General features: G+C 71.8%; 16 protein-coding genes. 6 read left to right on the forward strand and 10 right to left on the reverse strand.

Going from position 1 to position 15,233, the window contains the following annotated elements:
- Nucleotides 1-135: 135 nt before the first annotated feature.
- The 3 genes from gabT (at nucleotide 136) to V6D49_RS04955 (ending at nucleotide 4,405) form a co-directional block, all read left to right on the forward strand.
- Nucleotides 136-1,482, forward strand: a complete 1,347-nt coding sequence (gene gabT / locus V6D49_RS04945) for a 4-aminobutyrate--2-oxoglutarate transaminase (RefSeq protein ID WP_340557454.1) — start codon at nucleotides 136-138, stop codon at nucleotides 1,480-1,482.
- 645 nt (nucleotides 1,483-2,127) lie between these two features.
- The gene (locus V6D49_RS04950) at nucleotides 2,128-2,550 is read left to right on the forward strand and encodes a phosphatase PAP2 family protein (RefSeq protein WP_340557456.1); all 423 of its coding nucleotides are present in this window, start codon (nucleotides 2,128-2,130) and stop codon (nucleotides 2,548-2,550) included.
- 289 nt (nucleotides 2,551-2,839) lie between these two features.
- Complete coding sequence (locus tag V6D49_RS04955; RefSeq protein WP_340557458.1) at nucleotides 2,840-4,405, forward strand: APC family permease; 1,566 nt, start codon at nucleotides 2,840-2,842, stop codon at nucleotides 4,403-4,405.
- Here V6D49_RS04955 and V6D49_RS04960 read toward each other — a convergent pair.
- A complete protein-coding gene (locus tag V6D49_RS04960; protein WP_340557460.1) occupies nucleotides 4,368-5,120 on the reverse strand; it encodes a DUF4190 domain-containing protein in 753 nt (250 codons plus the stop codon). The two genes, V6D49_RS04955 and V6D49_RS04960, sit on opposite strands and share 38 nt — an antisense overlap.
- A 109-nt stretch (nucleotides 5,121-5,229) precedes the next feature.
- Here V6D49_RS04960 and V6D49_RS04965 point away from each other — a divergent pair, with 109 nt between their 5' ends.
- The 3 genes from V6D49_RS04965 (at nucleotide 5,230) to V6D49_RS04975 (ending at nucleotide 9,005) form a co-directional block, all read left to right on the forward strand.
- Nucleotides 5,230-6,294, forward strand: a complete 1,065-nt coding sequence (locus V6D49_RS04965) for an adenosine deaminase (RefSeq protein ID WP_445330465.1) — start codon at nucleotides 5,230-5,232, stop codon at nucleotides 6,292-6,294.
- Nucleotides 6,295-6,337: 43 nt separating this feature from the next.
- On the forward strand, nucleotides 6,338-6,994 hold the full coding sequence (locus tag V6D49_RS04970; RefSeq protein WP_340557464.1) for a 4'-phosphopantetheinyl transferase family protein: 657 nt from the start codon (nucleotides 6,338-6,340) through the stop codon (nucleotides 6,992-6,994).
- 184 nt (nucleotides 6,995-7,178) lie between these two features.
- Nucleotides 7,179-9,005: an acyl-CoA dehydrogenase gene (locus tag V6D49_RS04975; RefSeq protein ID WP_340557466.1), complete on the forward strand. Its 1,827-nt coding sequence runs from the start codon at nucleotides 7,179-7,181 to the stop codon at nucleotides 9,003-9,005.
- A gap of 79 nt (nucleotides 9,006-9,084) precedes the next feature.
- On the opposite strand, the gene V6D49_RS04980 is transcribed toward V6D49_RS04975, so the two are convergent.
- The 9 genes from V6D49_RS04980 to V6D49_RS05020 all read right to left on the reverse strand — a co-directional run bounded on the left by V6D49_RS04980 (nucleotide 9,085) and on the right by V6D49_RS05020 (nucleotide 15,220).
- The gene (locus tag V6D49_RS04980; protein ID WP_340557468.1) at nucleotides 9,085-9,291 is read right to left on the reverse strand and encodes an acyl-CoA carboxylase subunit epsilon; all 207 of its coding nucleotides are present in this window, start codon (nucleotides 9,289-9,291) and stop codon (nucleotides 9,085-9,087) included.
- Complete coding sequence (locus V6D49_RS04985; protein ID WP_340557470.1) at nucleotides 9,288-10,955, reverse strand: acyl-CoA carboxylase subunit beta; 1,668 nt, start codon at nucleotides 10,953-10,955, stop codon at nucleotides 9,288-9,290. Before V6D49_RS04985 ends, V6D49_RS04980 begins: the two co-directional genes overlap by 4 nt.
- A gap of 25 nt (nucleotides 10,956-10,980) precedes the next feature.
- Nucleotides 10,981-11,508 carry a hypothetical protein gene (locus V6D49_RS04990; RefSeq protein WP_340557472.1) on the reverse strand — a complete coding sequence of 176 codons (528 nt, stop codon included), beginning with the start codon at nucleotides 11,506-11,508 and terminating at the stop codon, nucleotides 10,981-10,983.
- 15 nt (nucleotides 11,509-11,523) lie between these two features.
- A complete protein-coding gene (locus tag V6D49_RS04995; protein WP_340557474.1) occupies nucleotides 11,524-12,459 on the reverse strand; it encodes an alpha/beta hydrolase in 936 nt (311 codons plus the stop codon).
- A 141-nt stretch (nucleotides 12,460-12,600) separates the two neighbouring features.
- A complete protein-coding gene (locus tag V6D49_RS05000) occupies nucleotides 12,601-13,299 on the reverse strand; it encodes a 2-hydroxychromene-2-carboxylate isomerase (protein WP_340557476.1) in 699 nt (232 codons plus the stop codon).
- A gap of 25 nt (nucleotides 13,300-13,324) precedes the next feature.
- Nucleotides 13,325-14,065 carry a 3-oxoacyl-[acyl-carrier-protein] reductase gene (gene fabG / locus V6D49_RS05005; RefSeq protein ID WP_340557478.1) on the reverse strand — a complete coding sequence of 247 codons (741 nt, stop codon included), beginning with the start codon at nucleotides 14,063-14,065 and terminating at the stop codon, nucleotides 13,325-13,327.
- Nucleotides 14,065-14,586: a 3-hydroxyacyl-ACP dehydratase FabZ family protein gene (locus V6D49_RS05010; protein ID WP_340557481.1), complete on the reverse strand. Its 522-nt coding sequence runs from the start codon at nucleotides 14,584-14,586 to the stop codon at nucleotides 14,065-14,067. The genes fabG and V6D49_RS05010 overlap by 1 nt, the downstream gene beginning before the upstream one ends.
- Nucleotides 14,583-14,963 carry a 3-hydroxyacyl-ACP dehydratase FabZ family protein gene (locus V6D49_RS05015; RefSeq protein WP_340557483.1) on the reverse strand — a complete coding sequence of 127 codons (381 nt, stop codon included), beginning with the start codon at nucleotides 14,961-14,963 and terminating at the stop codon, nucleotides 14,583-14,585. The genes V6D49_RS05010 and V6D49_RS05015 overlap by 4 nt, the downstream gene beginning before the upstream one ends.
- On the reverse strand, nucleotides 14,963-15,220 hold the full coding sequence (locus tag V6D49_RS05020; protein WP_340557485.1) for an acyl carrier protein: 258 nt from the start codon (nucleotides 15,218-15,220) through the stop codon (nucleotides 14,963-14,965). Before V6D49_RS05020 ends, V6D49_RS05015 begins: the two co-directional genes overlap by 1 nt.
- Nucleotides 15,221-15,233: the final 13 nt, after the last annotated feature.

The following is a 15,233-nucleotide window of genomic DNA, read 5'->3' on the forward strand; positions in this document are numbered from 1 at the left end:
CCGTGGCCAACACGCCCTGCGGACTTTTCCGCAGCGGTGCATGTCACGCCCCGACGGCTGCCCCTAGCCTGCGAGGAGCGACCCACACACTTTCTTCCGTTTTCTTCCCCGCCGAAACACCTCAAGGAGAGTGCGATGACCTCCACCTCTTCGACGCCCGCGCAGGAGCGCCGCGTCGTCACCGCGATCCCCGGCCCGAAGTCGCAGGAACTGCACGCGCGCAAGCAGGCCGCGGTCGCCGACGGCGTCGGCAACGTGCTGCCGGTCTACGTGCGCCGGGCGGGCGGCGGCGTCGTCGAGGACGTCGACGGCAACCACCTCATCGACTTCGGCTCCGGCATCGCCGTGACCTCGGTGGGCGCCAGCGCCGAGGCCGTCGTGCGCGAGGCGACCGCGCAGCTCGCGGACTTCACCCACACCTGCTTCATGGTCACCCCCTACGAGGGGTACGTGAAGGTCGCCGAGGAGCTGGCGGCCCTCACGCCGGGCGACCACGCCAAGAAGTCGGCGCTGTTCAACTCCGGCGCGGAGGCCGTGGAGAACGCGGTGAAGATCGCCCGCGCCCACACCAAGCGGCAGGCCGTCGTCGTCTTCGACCACGGCTACCACGGGCGCACGAACCTCACCATGGCGCTGACCTCGAAGAACATGCCGTACAAGCACAGCTTCGGCCCGTTCGCCCCCGAGGTGTACCGGGTACCGGTCGCCTACCCCTACCGCTGGCTGACCGGCCCGGAGAACTGCGCCGAGGAGGCCGCCGCGCAGGCGATCGACCAGATCTCCAAGCAGGTCGGCGCCGAGAACGTCGCCGCCATCGTCATCGAGCCGGTGCTGGGCGAGGGCGGCTTCATCGAGCCCGCCAAGGGGTTCCTGCCGCGCATCGCCGAGTTCGCGAAGGCCAACGGCATCGTGTTCGTGGCGGACGAGATCCAGTCCGGCTTCTGCCGCACGGGCCAGTGGTTCGCGTGTGAGGACGAGGGCATCGTGCCCGACCTGATCACCACGGCCAAGGGCATCGCCGGCGGTCTGCCGCTGGCGGCGGTCACGGGCCGCGCGGAGATCATGGACGCCGCCCACGCGGGCGGCCTGGGCGGCACCTACGGCGGCAACCCGGTGGCGTGCGCCGGTGCGCTCGGGGCCATCGCGACCATGCGGGAGCTGGACCTCAACGCGAAGGCCAAGCGCATCGAGGAGATCATGAAGCCCCGGCTGGCCAAGATCGCCGAGAACCACCCGGCCATCGGCGACGTCCGGGGCCGGGGCGCGATGATCGCGATCGAGCTGGTCAAGCCGGGGACCAAGGAGCCGGACGCCGAGCTGACGGGCAAGGTCGCCAAGGCGTGCCACCAGGCCGGTCTCCTCATCCTCACCACCGGCACCTACGGCAACGTCATCCGCTTCCTGCCGCCGCTGGTCATCGGCGAGGAGCTGCTGGGCGAGGGCCTGGACGTGCTGGAGAGCGCGTTCGCCGAGCTGGCCTGAGCGGGGGCGCGTCCCTCCCCGCCGCGCCGGTCGCGCGGTGTGGGACGCCGTGAAGGAGATGTGGGAGGCCCATGGCCGTTCGGTTATCGGCCTCCCCACGCCGGACGCCGGTGACGTAGTGTCGGCTCCGGATGTACGGCACACACCGCCCGCGCGGGACTGCGGGCACCCCGGGACCGGCGAGCCTCGCCCGGTACCGGGACTGCGCCGCGGCGCAGGCAGCACTCCGGTCGGACCGCCGCCCGCCCCACACCCCCCGGGGCGCGCGGTGACCGGTCGGGATCACGGCCGTCCGGGAATACTCCCCCCTGTTCCCGGGCGGCCGTTCGCCGTCCGCTCGTTCCCGCGCCGCCTCGGCGCCTCGACGGCCGTGCTGGTCACGGCCGTGGGCTGTCTGCTGCTCCTCGCCGCGCTGAGCCTTCAGGTCGCCGTGCCGGGTGCCGTCCTCGACGCCGACGAGCGGCTGTCCCGTGCGTGGCGCCAGGCCGCCCCGCGCTCCCCCGCGGCGGCCGACGGTCCGGCGGAGTGGGGCGCCGACCTCGGCCACGTCCACGTCGCCGTCCCCGTCCTGCTGGTGGCGCTCGCCCTCGCGTACGGGTGCGGGGCGGGCGCCGCGTCCTGCCGCCCGCCGCCGCCCTTGCGGCGATGGCGGCCGTTCCCCTGCTCGTCGTCCCGCTCAAGGCCCTGTTCGACCGGGCCGGTCCGCTCGGCGGCGAGGGCTACTTCCCCTCCGGCCACGCCGCGACGGCCGTCGTCGGCTACGGGGCGGCGGCAGTCGTCCTCATGCCCCACCTGCGGCGGACCGGGGCCCGCCGCGCCCTGGGCGCCGCCGCGGTGCTGCTGGCATTGGGGGCGGGGGCCGGGCTGGTACGCCGCGCGTACCACTGGCCGCTGGACGTGGTGGCGAGCTGGTGCCTCGGCGGGCTGCTGCTTGCCGGGGTCGCCGCCGCCGTCAACGTCTCGCACGCACCGTCCCGGGGCCGCCGGAGAGGTGAGGATTTCGTTCCGCACGGCGGACGGGACGGCCGCGCGGCGTACGGACGGCGGGGCGGGCCCGGCGGGCCGTAGCGCATCATGGCCGTCCGAGCGGTGAGTTCGGGGCGGAGCACGGCGGCGTGCACGGTCGTGGACCGACCGCACAGCGTCACGACGGAATTTTTGCGACCACCCCAAACCGGACACTCTGCGATTACCGCATTCCGGAAACAGGAGACGACCGCCTTGGAATACATGGCCAGAGCAGGACTTCCACCTGGCTATCCGAGGATGGGTAGATGAATGTCGCTCACATCCAAGGCCCCGGGCCCCGGTGGCCGCAACAGCCGCTACGGATCCAGCACGCTATAGCGTCCGGGCCATGCCACAGCTCGTCAACCAGCGCCCGGCCGGAGGGATAGCGCGTAGCGCGGCGTCACCGGAGGAGATCCGGTCCAAGGGACTGCACAAGAACTCCGTCGGTCTCTTCGGCAGCGCCGTCATCGGTCTGTCCACCGTCGCCCCCGTGTACTGCCTCACCAGCACCCTCGGCCCCACCGTGGGCGAGGTCGGGCTTCAGATGCCCGCCGTCTTCCTCGCCGGCTTCCTCCCCATGCTCCTGGTCGCCTTCGCCTACCGGGAGCTCAACCGGGCCGTCCCCGACTGCGGCACCTCCTTCACCTGGACGGTGAAGGCACTCGGCCCCAGGATCGGCTGGATGACCGGCTGGGGCCTGGTCATCGCGACCGTGATCGTGCTGTCGAACCTCGCCGGGGTCGCCGCCGAGTTCTTCTACCTCCTCCTCGGGGAACTGACCGGCAGCGAGGCGCTGTCGCGCTTCGGCGACTCCACCGCCGGTCACGTCGTCACCGTCCTGGCCTTCATCGCCGTCGCGACCGCGATCAGCTACCGGGGGATGACGGCCACCAAGTGGTTCCAGTACGCCCTGGTCACCCTGCAGATGCTCGTTCTGGCGCTGTTCGTCGCCATGGCCTTCGCCAAGGCGGGCGACGGGGCGCCGGGCACGGCTGCGGCCCCGGAGTTCTCCCTCGCCTGGTTCGACCCGTTCTCCGTCACCTCGTTCTCCGCGTTCACCGCCGGGCTGTCCCTGTCGATCTTCATCTACTGGGGCTGGGACACCAGCCTGACGGTCAACGAGGAGACCACCGGCAGCTCCACCACGCCCGGCAGGGCCGCGATGATCTCCATCGTGGTGCTCGTCAGCTCCTACCTGCTGACCGCCGTCGCGGCGCTGATGTTCGCCGGGACCGGCACCACCGGTCTCGGTCTCGGCAACCCGGACACCTCCGACAACGTCTTCGCCGTCCTGGCCGGGCCGGTGATGGGCCCGCTCGGCGTCCTGCTCTTCCTCGCGGTCGTCGCGAGCGCGGCGGCGAGCCTGCAGACGACCTTCCTCCCGGCGGCGCGCACCATGCTCGCGATGAGCACCTACCAGGCGTTCCCCGCCTCCTTCGCCAGGGTCCACCCGCGCTTCCGCACCCCCGGCAGGGCGACCGTGGCGGCCGGTCTCGCGACGGGTGCCTTCTACGCGGTGATGGCCCTGGTCAGCGAGAACGTGCTCATCGACACGATCTACGCGCTCGGCCTGATGATCTGCTTCTACTACGCGCTGACCGCCTTCGCCTGCGTGTGGCACTTCCGCCACGACCTGCGCCGGGGAGCCCGGGACGCCGTCACCAAGGGCGTGCTGCCGCTCCTCGGCGGCGTGCTGCTGACGGCGGTGTTCTTCAAGACGCTCATCGACATGTGGGACCCGGCCTACGGCAGCGGGAGCGCCATCGCCGGCGTGGGCAGCGTCTTCGTCATCGGCGTGGGCCTGCTGCTGGTGGGCGGCGTGCTCATGCTCGTCATGCAGCGCCGCAGCCCGGCGTTCTTCCGCGGCGAGGTCCTCACCCGCGCCACGCCGGCCCTGACGGCGCGGGACTGACGCCGGGCGCCCCGGGCGTCGGCGGCGCGGCGGTGACGGCGTTGTACCCGTCGTAGGGGTCGCCGTAGGGGTCCGACTCGTCCTCCCCGGCCGTGAACCCGGCCACCATCAGGGCGACGATCACGGCCGAGAGCAGCGTGCCGACGATGCCGAGCACGAGGCCGGCGGTGGCCTGGCCCGAGCCGTGTGCCTCACCCCGCCGGACGCGACGTCCCGCCACGGCGCCGAGGCAGATCGCGACCGGGCCGCACACGATGCCGACGACGGAGCCGATGACCGTCAGCGCCAGGCACGTGCCCACGATGCCCACCACCATCGCCGCCGTGCAGATGCCGCTCGTGCGGGGCGGGGGCGGCGGAGGCAGCCACGGGCCGCCGGGCGGAAAGGCGTTCGGGGCGTAGCCGTACCCCGGGCCCGGTCCCCCGCCGCCGTAGCCCGCAGGGGCCCCGCCCACCGGCGGCGGCCACGCGGCCGGGGCGTAGGGGCCGCCGAGCGGCGGCAGGGCGTTCGGCGGCGGCGAGGGGGCGGGCGGCACGGGCGGCACCCGCGCGGCGCCGCCGCCGGGATCGCCCGAGGCGAGGGGGACGTCGGCGACCGTCCGCCGCCCGTCGACCGGTGGCGGCGTTCCCGGCTTGTGCAGAGGTGTCCGCGCGCTCGGGGGAGCCCACGGGTCGGGCCCGTCCTGACCGCCGTCCCGGCCCTCGTAATGCGTCATGCGCCCTCCCGGCTCCGCTTCGGCCGTTCATCGTAAGCCGCCCCCTCCGCACCGGGCATACGATGGCGGGCGGCCTTCACGGGCCGCTGTTTTCTTCGGAGGTGCACCCTTGTCCGACCTGACCGACCTGACGATCCCCGACGAGCTGTCCGGCTTCATCGCGGGCCTGCCCAAGGCGGAGCTGCACGTGCACCACGTCGGCTCGGCCTCCCCCCGGATCGTCGCGGAGCTCGCGGCCCGGCACCCGGACAGCAGGGTGCCCGCGGACGAGGAGGCCCTGGCCGAGTTCTTCGTCTTCCGGGACTTCGCCCACTTCGTCGAGATCTACCTCTCCGTCGTGGACCTCGTCCGGGACGCCGAGGACGTGCGGCTGCTGACCTACGAGATCGCACGGGAGATGGCCGGTCAGAACATCCGCTACGCGGAGCTGACGGTCACGCCGTTCAGCTCGACCCGGCGCGGTATCCCCGACGTGGCCTTCATGGAGGCCATCGAGGACGCGCGGAAGGCGGCGGGCACCGAGCTGGGCGTCACCCTGCGCTGGTGCTTCGACATCCCGGGCGAGGCCGGGCTGGAGGCCGCCGAGGAGACGGTGCGGCAGGCGTGCGAGCTGCGTCCGGACGGCCTGGTCTCCTTCGGGCTGGGCGGTCCCGAGATCGGCGTGCCGCGACCGCAGTTCAAGCCGTACTTCGACCGGGCCGTCGCCGAGGGCCTGCGCAGCGTTCCGCACGCGGGCGAGACGACGGGCCCGGGCACGATCTGGGACGCCCTGACCCACCTGCACGCCGAGCGCATCGGCCACGGCACGAGCGCCCCGCAGGACCCCCGGCTCCTGGAGTACCTGGCCGAGCGGCGGGTTCCGCTGGAGGTCTGCCCCACGTCGAACATCGCGACGCGGGCGGTGGAGCGGATGGAGCTGCACCCGCTGCGCGCGATGGTCGACGCGGGCCTGCTGGTCACGATCAACAGCGACGACCCGCCGATGTTCGGCACGGACCTGAACACCGAGTACGGGATCGCCGCCCGGCTGCTGGACCTGGACGCCGCCGGCGTCGCGGCGCTGGCGAAGAACGCGGTGGAGGCGTCGTTCCTGGAGCAGCCGGGGAAGACCGCGCTGAACGCGGAGATCGACGCGTACCTCGCCGCGCACAGCGGCGCTCCGCACCGGCCGTGAACGCCCGCGCGGCGGCCGGGCGGAGCCTGGTACGGTCCTGCCGGTGATCGGCCGGATACTCCCCTCACCCGTCGTGTCGGCGCATGCCCTCGCGGACGATCCCGGGCCCCTCGCGTTCGAGGAGGAGGCGCGGGCCCTGGAGGCGGCAGGATCGAACGCCGCCCGCCGGGGCGAGTTCCTCACCGTCCGGCACTGCGCCCGCCGTGCCCTCGGCCTGCTGGGCCACGCCCCCGCCCCACTCCTCCCGGACGCGGTGGGGGCGCCCCGCTGGCCGGACGGCGTGGTGGGGAGCATGACGCACTGCCACGGGTACCGGGCGGCTGCCGTCGCGCGGAGCGGCGACGTGGCGGCCCTGGGCATCGACGCGGAGTCGGACCGCGCGATGCGGCCGGACACGCTGCGGGCGATAGCGCGCCCCGAGGAGCTGGAGCAGCTGGCGGATCTGGCGCGGGCCCATCCCGGCCGGCGGTGGGATCTGGTCCTGTTCTCGGCCAAGGAGGCCCTTTACAAGGCATGGTTCCCGCTCACGCGCGGGTGGCTCGGGTTCCAGGACGCGACGGTCACGATCGACGCCGCGCGGGGGACGTTCGACGCCCGGGTGCTGGCGGCGGGGCACCCGGGCGGGCCGCGGCACTTCCCCGGGGGCTGGCTCGCCGAGGACGGGCTCGTCGTGACGGCCTGCGTCCTGCCGCGGCGCTGAGGGCGCGGGCGACGTCCAGGGGGAACGCAGGGCAGGAACCTGCCAGTTGGCGCACGCCTCCCGGTGGACCGTTGCGATGCCCTACTAGTAAGTAGCATCCTGGCCGCAAGCGCCCGGGCCAGTGGTCGCACCGGCCTCTGCACCGGCGGTAACGTCCGTCCTTCTTCAGCGGAGTTGACGCACCATGGGCCACTACCTCTCCAACCTGCGCGACCTGCGGTTCACCCTCTTCGAGGTCCTGGGCAGGGACTCGGTGTACGGCACCGGGCCCTTCGCCGAGATCGACGTGGCGACGGCCGAGGACATCCTCAGCGAGGTCGAGCGGCTCGCCGTCCACGAGCTCGCCGACTCGGCGATCGAAGCCGACCGCAACCCCCCGGTCTTCCACCCCGAGACGCACACGGCGCCGCTGCCGGAGTCGTTCAAGAGGGCGTACGACACGTTCATGGACGCCGAGTGGTGGCGGCTCGCGCTCCCGGCCGAGCTGGGCGGGACCAACGCGCCTCCCACGCTGTACTGGGCGTTCGCCGAGATGATCCTCGGCGCCAACCCGGCGCTGTGGATGTACGCCGGCGGCCCGAGCTTCGCCCGGGTCGTCTTCGACCTGGGTACGGAGGCGCAGCAGGCCATCGCGCGGGCGATGGTCGACCGGCGCTGGGGAGCGACCATGGTGCTGACCGAGCCGGACGCGGGCTCGGACGTCGGCGCGGGCCGCGCCAAGGCCGTCCGGCAGGAGGACGGCAGCTGGCACATCGAGGGCGTGAAGCGCTTCATCACCAACGCCGAACACGATCTGTCCGAGAACATCATGCACTTCGTGCTCGCCCGCCCCGAGGGCGCCGGACCGGGCACCAAGGGCCTGTCCCTCTTCCTCGTCCCCAAGTACGACTTCGACTGGGAGACCGGCGAGCTCGGCGAGCGCAACGGCGCCTACGCCACCAACGTCGAGCACAAGATGGGCCTCAAGGCCTCCAACACCTGCGAGATGACCTTCGGCGACAAGCACCCCGCCAAGGGCTGGCTCCTGGGCGAGAAGCACGACGGCATCCGCCAGATGTTCAAGATCATCGAGTTCGCCCGCATGATGGTCGGCACGAAGGCCATCGCCACCGCCTCCACCGGCTACCTCAACGCCCTGGAATACGCCAAGGAGCGGGTCCAGGGCGCGGACCTCACCCAGTTCACCGACAAGACCGCCCCCCGCGTCACCATCACCCACCACCCCGACGTACGCCGCTCGCTCATGACGCAGAAGGCCTACGCCGAAGGCATGCGCGCCCTGGTCCTCTACACCGCCTCCGTCCAGGACGACATCCTCGTCCAGGAGGCCGCCGGCCAGGACGCCTCCGCCGCCCACCGCCTCAACGACCTGCTCCTGCCCATCGTCAAGGGCTACGGCTCCGAGCGGTCCTACGAGCAGCTCGCCCAGTCCCTGCAGACCTTCGGCGGCTCCGGCTACCTGCAGGAATACCCCATCGAGCAGTACATCCGCGACGCCAAGATCGACACCCTCTACGAGGGCACCACCGCCATCCAGGGCCAGGACTTCTTCTTCCGCAAGGTCGTCCGCGACCAGGGCCAGGCCCTCACCGCCCTCTCCGAGGAGATCAAGAAGTTCCTCGCCGACGCCGCCGGCGGCGAAGAACTGGCCACCGCCCGCGACACCCTCGCCAAGGCCGCCGCCGACCTCGAAGCCATCGTCGGCACCATGCTCACCGACCTCGCCGCCACCGAACAGGACGTGAAGTCCCTCTACAAGGTGGGGCAGAACACCACCCGCCTGCTGCTGGCCTCCGGCGACGTGCTGGTGGGGTACCTGCTGCTCCGGTCGGCCGCCGTGGCCCTGGCGAAACTGCCCACCGCCCGGGGGGAGGCGGCGGACTTCTACCGGGGCAAGGTCGCGGCCGCCACCTTCTTCGCGGCGGAGGTCCTGCCCTCGGTGTCCGTGCAGCGCGCACTGGCCGAGCAGACGGACAACTCACTGATGGAGCTGCCGGAGGCGAGCTTCTGACGCGGCGCGGGACACCCGCCCCCACGGGCGGGTGTCCCGGCGTCCGGGGCTGCCGGAAACCTCGAGGGCCTTAAGGACCTCAGGAACGGTGGCGGGTGGTCCACGAGGTGGGCGCGACGTAGCCGGCCCTCGTCCGGTCCCACCCGGTGCGGCGCGATCCCGGCTTCGGCGCCTCGTCGCCGCGGCCGCTCCGCACGGCCAGCAGGACCGCCGTCACCGCGGCCAGCTCATGCTCGTCCGGAGCGCCGCGCAGGACGCGCAGCGGTGCGGTGGCCTCGTCTCTCATATCGGCTGGTTCCCGTGCTTGCGGTCCGGCAGTGGCTTGTGCTTGGTACGCAGCATGCGCAGGCCGTGCACCAGGGTGGCGCGCGTCTCGCGGGGGTCGATCACGTCGTCGACCAGGCCGCGCTCGGCCGCGTAGTACGGGTGCATCAGCTCCCTGCGGTACTCCGCGATCCGTTCCCCGCGCGTGCGTTCCGGGTCGTCCGAGGCGGCGATCTCGCGACGGAAGACGACGCCCGCCGCGCCCTCGGCGCCCATGACCGCGATCTCGTTGGTGGGCCAGGCGAACGACAGGTCGGAGCCGATCGACAGGGACTCCATCACGATGTACGCGCCGCCGTAGGCCTTGCGCATGATCAGCTGGATGCGGGGCACCGTGGCGTTGCAGTACGCGTAGAGCAGCTTGGCGCCGTGCCGGATGATGCCCGCGTGCTCCTGGTCGACGCCCGGCAGGAAGCCCGGCACGTCGAGCAGCGTGACGAGGGGGATGCTGAAGGCGTCGCAGAAGGAGACGAAGCGCGCGGCCTTCTCGCTGGCGCTGATGTCCAGCGCTCCGGCCATCCGGGACGGCTGGTTCGCCACGATCCCGACGGCCTGACCGTCGAGCCGGGCGAAGGCGCAGACGATGTTCGTCGCCCAGGTGGCGTGCACCTCGAAGACGTCCCCGTCGTCGACGATCTCCTCGATCACGTCGTGGACGTCGTAGGACCGGTTACCGTCCACCGGGACGATGCGCTCCAGCGCGTCGTTCGCCCGGTCGGCCGGGTCCGTCGACGTGAGCTCCGGGGCCAGCTCCCTGTTGTTCGACGGCAGCAGCGAGAGCAGGTAGCGCACGTCCTCCAGCGCCTCCTCCTCCGTGTCGTGGACGAAGGCCGCCACCCCGGACCTGCTGCCGTGCGCCTCGGCCCCGCCGAGCTCGTCGTGGGTGACCTCCTCGCCGGTGACCGCCTGGACGACGTCGGGCCCCGTGATGAACATCTGCGAGGTGCCCTTGACCATGAACACGAAGTCGGTGAGGGCGGGCGAGTACGCGGCCCCGCCCGCGCAGGGGCCGAGGATCACGCTGATCTGCGGGATCACGCCCGAGGCGGCGACGTTCCGCTGAAATATCCCCCCATAACCGGCGAGCGCGGTCACGCCTTCCTGGATGCGCGCCCCGGCTCCGTCGCTCAGGCTGACCAGCGGCGCACCGGCCTTCAGCGCCATGTCCATGATCTTGTGGATCTTCTGGGCGTGGGCCTCGCCCAGCGCCCCGCCGAAGATGCGGAAGTCGTGGGCGTAGACGAACACGGTGCGGCCGTGGACGGTGCCCCAGCCGGTCACCACCCCGTCCGTCGGGGGGCGCTTGCCCTCCAGTCCGAACCCGGTGGCGCGGTGCCGCCGCAACTGCTCCACCTCGTTGAAGGACCCCTTGTCGAGGAGCAGTTCGATGCGTTCACGCGCGGTCAGTTTGCCCTTGCGGTGCTGGGCCTCGGTGGCCCGCTCGCTGGGGCCGTCCACGGCCCGCCGGCGCAGGGCGGCCAGCTCGTCCGTCAGCGTCTCAAGGGTCCGCGGCCCCTCGGCCGCCGGTTCGGCCGCCGGTTCGGTCGGCGGCCCGGCGGGCGGTGGGGCGTCCTCGGCCGTCGCGGGCCGGGGCAGGGCGGAGCGGCGCTCGTCCAGGATCGTCATGGTGCGGTTCTCCCCGTGGTGTGCGTCATCGCCGTTCGGCGAGCTTGCGCAAGGTGGTGAGCTGGCGGTGCATCATGAGCAGGTCGCCCCAGGCCATCAGCGGCCTGCGCAGCCGCCCCAGCACCCCGTCGTCGTCCCCGACCACGAGTTTGGCGACCAGGCGGGTGACGCGGGGGGTGACCTCCTCGACCGTGTAGGTGAGGGCGAAGCCACCGAAGAGGCGCAGGGCCCTCGGCTTGTCCAGTACGACGGTCAGCTGCTTGTCGGGCTCGAAGTCGACCAGCCGGAAGATCGTCATGACCCGCTGGCCGGTCTCCAGACGTTCGGCGCCCGGCGTGAGGTGGCGGGGGCTGCGCCGACCGAGGTTGTCCAGGAGGTCGTAGCTGTACGGAGCCACTTTGAGCTGACACAGCCACCGGAAGACGGTGGCCGCGTCGGCCCGGACCGTCACGGCCCGGTACCAGTGCTCCCGGGGGGAGGTCAGCAGGTCGTCGCAGGGGTAGTGCGCGAGGACCTCCGCCTCGCGCACACCCCACTCGCGTGGAAGCTTCAACGTCGCTCGATTCCGTTACGTCAGAGCCCGCCGCAGGAAGTCCAGGACGGTCGAGGTGTACTTCTCCGGGGCCTCCCTGAGCCCCAGCAGGTGACCGATGCCCGGCAGGATGTGCGCCTCCGCGTCGGCGTAGCAGCCCGCCAGCGCGTCCACCGAGGAGGCCGGCAGGATGCGGTCCTCCTCCCCCGCGATGAAGAGCAGCGGCGTGTCGACGTAGCGGCCCTCCAGCGGCGGCGGCCACTCGGAGCGGAGCATCGTGGTGCCCGCCCAGCACAGCGTCCGCTCCATGGCGAAGCGCGCCGGGTTGGCCCGCAGCGCCTTCGGCACCGGGAGCACGTCGGCGTCCAGGAAGTTCGCGAAGAGCGGCGCCAGTTCGAGCCCGGGACCGCTGTCGCAGATCACCGCGTCCACGGCGACGTCCTGGTCCCGGAGCGAGTAGAACATCGGGAACGTCGAGAAGGAGAAGCCGTACACGGCGACCTTCGCCGAGCGGTACTCCGCACGGCCGCGCAACAGCTCGACCAGGGAGAGCACGTCCGAGGTGAACTTGTCGCTCAGACCGGTGACCGAGCGGTCCTGGCTGCTCCGGCCGTGGTTGCGGTGGTCGAAGAGGCACACGGTGTACCCGGCGTCGTGCAGGAACTTGGCGTGCCCCAACGTGGCGGACTTGCTGAGCCCCATGCCGTGCCCGATGACGACGACGCGGTCGGTGTCACCGGGGCAGAGCCAGGCGTGGACACGCTTGCCCCCGCCGATCGGGACCCACAGCTCCTCCGGCTCGGGCAGCCCCACGTCGACCGGCGTCTTGTGGTGGGGCCTGCGCGGCGGGTGGAAGAGCATGTACGCCAGTGCGAGCCCGCACAGGGGCGCGAAGGGCAGGGCGAGCGCCGAGAGGACGCGGGTTACCGGAGAGTACCCGCGGGACCGGCTCTTACCTGGGGCCAAGGCCATGATGACTCCTGTTGTGTGATGGGCTCTCGCTGGTCGTGAGCGGGGCTCGCCGGGACCAGACGCTCGCCACGGCCGCGAGGGCCTGTGGTGGGGACGAGCGGCCTGGTCGGGCCCGGCGCCGCCGGCACCCGGACCGCTGGGTCAGCCGCATCCCCCCGCGTGGCCCTGGTCCCCACCCGGGTCGGACGTCGCAGCGGTCTCCTCGGTCGGTCCGACGGCGCCGCCGGTGCCCCGCACCGACGCGGCGAACGCGGGGAGGCGGTCGATCCCCCAGAACTTCTCGTAGCCGTTGACGAAGAACGGGACGCCGAACACTCCGTCCCGGTGCACCTCGAGGAGCGCCGTCGTCCCCCTCTCCCGCAGCTTCGGGTCGTCGACCGCCTCGACCAGCCGGCTCTCCCCCAGCCCCAACTCACGTGCGATTGCGGCGATCGTACCGGAGTCGCAGATGTCACGGCCTTCGTTCCAGCGGACCCGGTAGGCCACGTCGACGAACTCCGCGCCCCGCCCCTCGTCCTGTGCCGCGAGGTAGGCGAGGTGGGGCACCTCCCAGCACGGGTCGCGGTCGACGGGCCAGGTGGACTCCTCACCGCGTTCGCGCACGAGCCGGCGCACGTCCTGCAGGATGTACAGGTGCTTGGCCCGTGACATCGCCACGTACGGGAACGCTCCGCCCGCCTCCGTCAGCAGCCGCTCGGAGAGGGCGTCGGGCTCCCAGAAGGGCCGCCACTCCAGGCGGTCCAGCACGTCGGGGTAACGCGTCCTCAGGTCGCGGTACGCCAGCCACGAGTACGGGCTGCGCAGCGAGAAGTACCAGCGCGGCACGCGGTCGCGTCTCACCGTTCCCCACCCTTCCCGCCCCGCGTCACAGGACGATGCCTCCGTCGATCTGCAGCACGGACCCGGTCACGTACTCGGCCCCGGCGAGGTAGGCGACCATGTCGGCCACCTCCTCGGGACGTCCGAGCCGCCCCAGCGCGATCTGCTTCAGCGCCTGCTCGCGCACCTGGTCGGTCAGCGAGGACGTCATGTCCGTCTCGATGAACCCGGGGGCCACCACGTTGGCGCGGATGCCGTAGCGGCCGACCTCCTTGGCGATCGCCTTGGTGAAGCCGATGATCCCGGCCTTGGAGGCCGAGTAGTTGCTCTGCGTCGGGTTCCCGTGGACCCCGGCGACGGAGGAGATGTTGACGATGCACCCCGACTTGCGCTTCATCATCTCGAAGATGGCGTAGCGGCACACGTAGTACGTGCCGTTGAGGTTGACGTCGATGACGCGGTTCCAGTCCTCGTCCTTCATCATCAGCAACGGGTTGTCCCTGACGATGCCGGCCGAGGTGACCACGACGTCGAGCGCGTCGAACTCCTCCTGGGCCGCGTTCACGAAGGCGCGGGCGGAGTCGGGGTCGGAGACGTCGGCCTGCACGGCCAGGACGCGCACGCCCCGTTCGGAGACCTCCTTCTCCAGCCCCCGGGCCGCCTCCTCGTTCGCGGTGTAGCAGAACGCCACGTCGTAGCCGTCGTCGGCCAGCCGCAGCGCGGTCGCCCGGCCCAGTCCCCGGGAGCCACCGGTGATCAGGGCCGTGCGCGCGGTCTTCTCCGCCATCAGGGCTTCTCCTCGCTGCTCGCAGCGGTGCTGGGCACCTGTTCCGTCAGTTCCGTCGCGGGGCGCATGGCCATGACGACCCGCCCGATCTCCGCGACCACCCGCCCGTCGACGAGGCACTCCCCCTCGAAGATCACCGTGTCCGTCAGTGCCCTGGCGAGGCGGACCTCGTGCCGCATGACGTCACCGGGCCGCACCCGGCCGGTGAAGCGGACGTCGGATATGCCGCCGAAGAGCATCACCTGCCCGCTGAGCACGTCCGGGTTCGGACGCTCGGAGGCGATGAGCACACCGGCCGCCTGGCACCAGGACTCGATGAGGAGGACCCGGGGGTAGTCGTGGTCCTCCTCCGAGGCCTTCTCGCTCAGCCCCTCGTACCAGGGTTCGTTGCAGGTGACCGCCTTCAGCGCGGTCAGCCGTTCGCCGGGGACGAGCTCCAGCACGCGGTCGACCAGCAGCATGGGGTAGCGGTGGGGGAGCACGGCCTTGATTCCGGCCACCCCCTCGGGAACGCTGCTCATCCCGCCCTCCCGGCGTCGAATCGGAACCTGATCTGCGCGGCGTTCCCGCGCTGCGAGGCGACCTTCGCCTTGCACCGCCACTGCGCTCCGTCCTGCGACCACGTCAGCTCGGTGCGCAGTTCGTCGCCGGGGAAGACCGGGGACAGGAAGCGGGTGGACTCCACGGCCGCCAGGTCCCACCGGCCCTCGGCCGGGAAGGTGGCCAGGGCGCTGCGGTGGGCGTACTCGACGATGCAGACGCCCGGGTAGATGGGGAATCCGGGGTAGTGGCCGGGGAAGACCTTCTCGTCCTCGGCCACCGTCACGACCGTGGCCGTGCCGTCCTCGGTGTCGACCGGCTCGGGCGTACCGTCGACGGGCGTGCACGCCGTCGGCATCAGCGGGCCTCGAGCTTCGCGGAGAGCAGGTCGTACGCCTTCCGCAGGGAGGTGACCTCCTTCAGCTCCTCCTCGCGGAGCTTGACGCCGTACTTCTTCTCGAGCACGACCATGACCTCCAGGGCCATGAGCGAGTCGACGCCGAGCGTCTCGACGAAGTGGGCGTCGTCGGTCAGCTCCTTCTCCTCGACGTCCAGGACGTCGGCCACGGTCGTGCGCAGGTCCTCGAGGTCGAGTGCCTGGGTGATCTCAGACATGGTTGGTGTCCTC

Source organism: Streptomyces sp. GSL17-111 (assembly GCF_037911585.1).
Lineage (GTDB): Bacteria > Actinomycetota > Actinomycetes > Streptomycetales > Streptomycetaceae > Streptomyces.

What these genes read in the sequence shown, in the direction of transcription:
- gabT (WP_340557454.1), top strand. Translation starts at nt 136, where the DNA reads ATGACCTCCACCTCTTCGACGCCCGCGCAGGAGCGCCGCGTCGTCACC.
- V6D49_RS04950 (WP_340557456.1), top strand. Translation starts at nt 2,128, where the DNA reads ATGGCGGCCGTTCCCCTGCTCGTCGTCCCGCTCAAGGCCCTGTTCGAC.
- V6D49_RS04955 (WP_340557458.1), top strand. Translation starts at nt 2,840, where the DNA reads ATGCCACAGCTCGTCAACCAGCGCCCGGCCGGAGGGATAGCGCGTAGC.
- V6D49_RS04960 (WP_340557460.1), bottom strand. Translation starts at nt 5,120, where the DNA reads ATGACGCATTACGAGGGCCGGGACGGCGGTCAGGACGGGCCCGACCCG.
- V6D49_RS04975 (WP_340557466.1), top strand. Translation starts at nt 7,179, where the DNA reads ATGGGCCACTACCTCTCCAACCTGCGCGACCTGCGGTTCACCCTCTTC.
- V6D49_RS04980 (WP_340557468.1), bottom strand. Translation starts at nt 9,291, where the DNA reads ATGAGAGACGAGGCCACCGCACCGCTGCGCGTCCTGCGCGGCGCTCCG.
- V6D49_RS04985 (WP_340557470.1), bottom strand. Translation starts at nt 10,955, where the DNA reads ATGACGATCCTGGACGAGCGCCGCTCCGCCCTGCCCCGGCCCGCGACG.
- V6D49_RS04995 (WP_340557474.1), bottom strand. Translation starts at nt 12,459, where the DNA reads ATGGCCTTGGCCCCAGGTAAGAGCCGGTCCCGCGGGTACTCTCCGGTA.
- fabG (WP_340557478.1), bottom strand. Translation starts at nt 14,065, where the DNA reads ATGGCGGAGAAGACCGCGCGCACGGCCCTGATCACCGGTGGCTCCCGG.
- V6D49_RS05010 (WP_340557481.1), bottom strand. Translation starts at nt 14,586, where the DNA reads ATGAGCAGCGTTCCCGAGGGGGTGGCCGGAATCAAGGCCGTGCTCCCC.
- V6D49_RS05015 (WP_340557483.1), bottom strand. Translation starts at nt 14,963, where the DNA reads ATGCCGACGGCGTGCACGCCCGTCGACGGTACGCCCGAGCCGGTCGAC.
- V6D49_RS05020 (WP_340557485.1), bottom strand. Translation starts at nt 15,220, where the DNA reads ATGTCTGAGATCACCCAGGCACTCGACCTCGAGGACCTGCGCACGACC.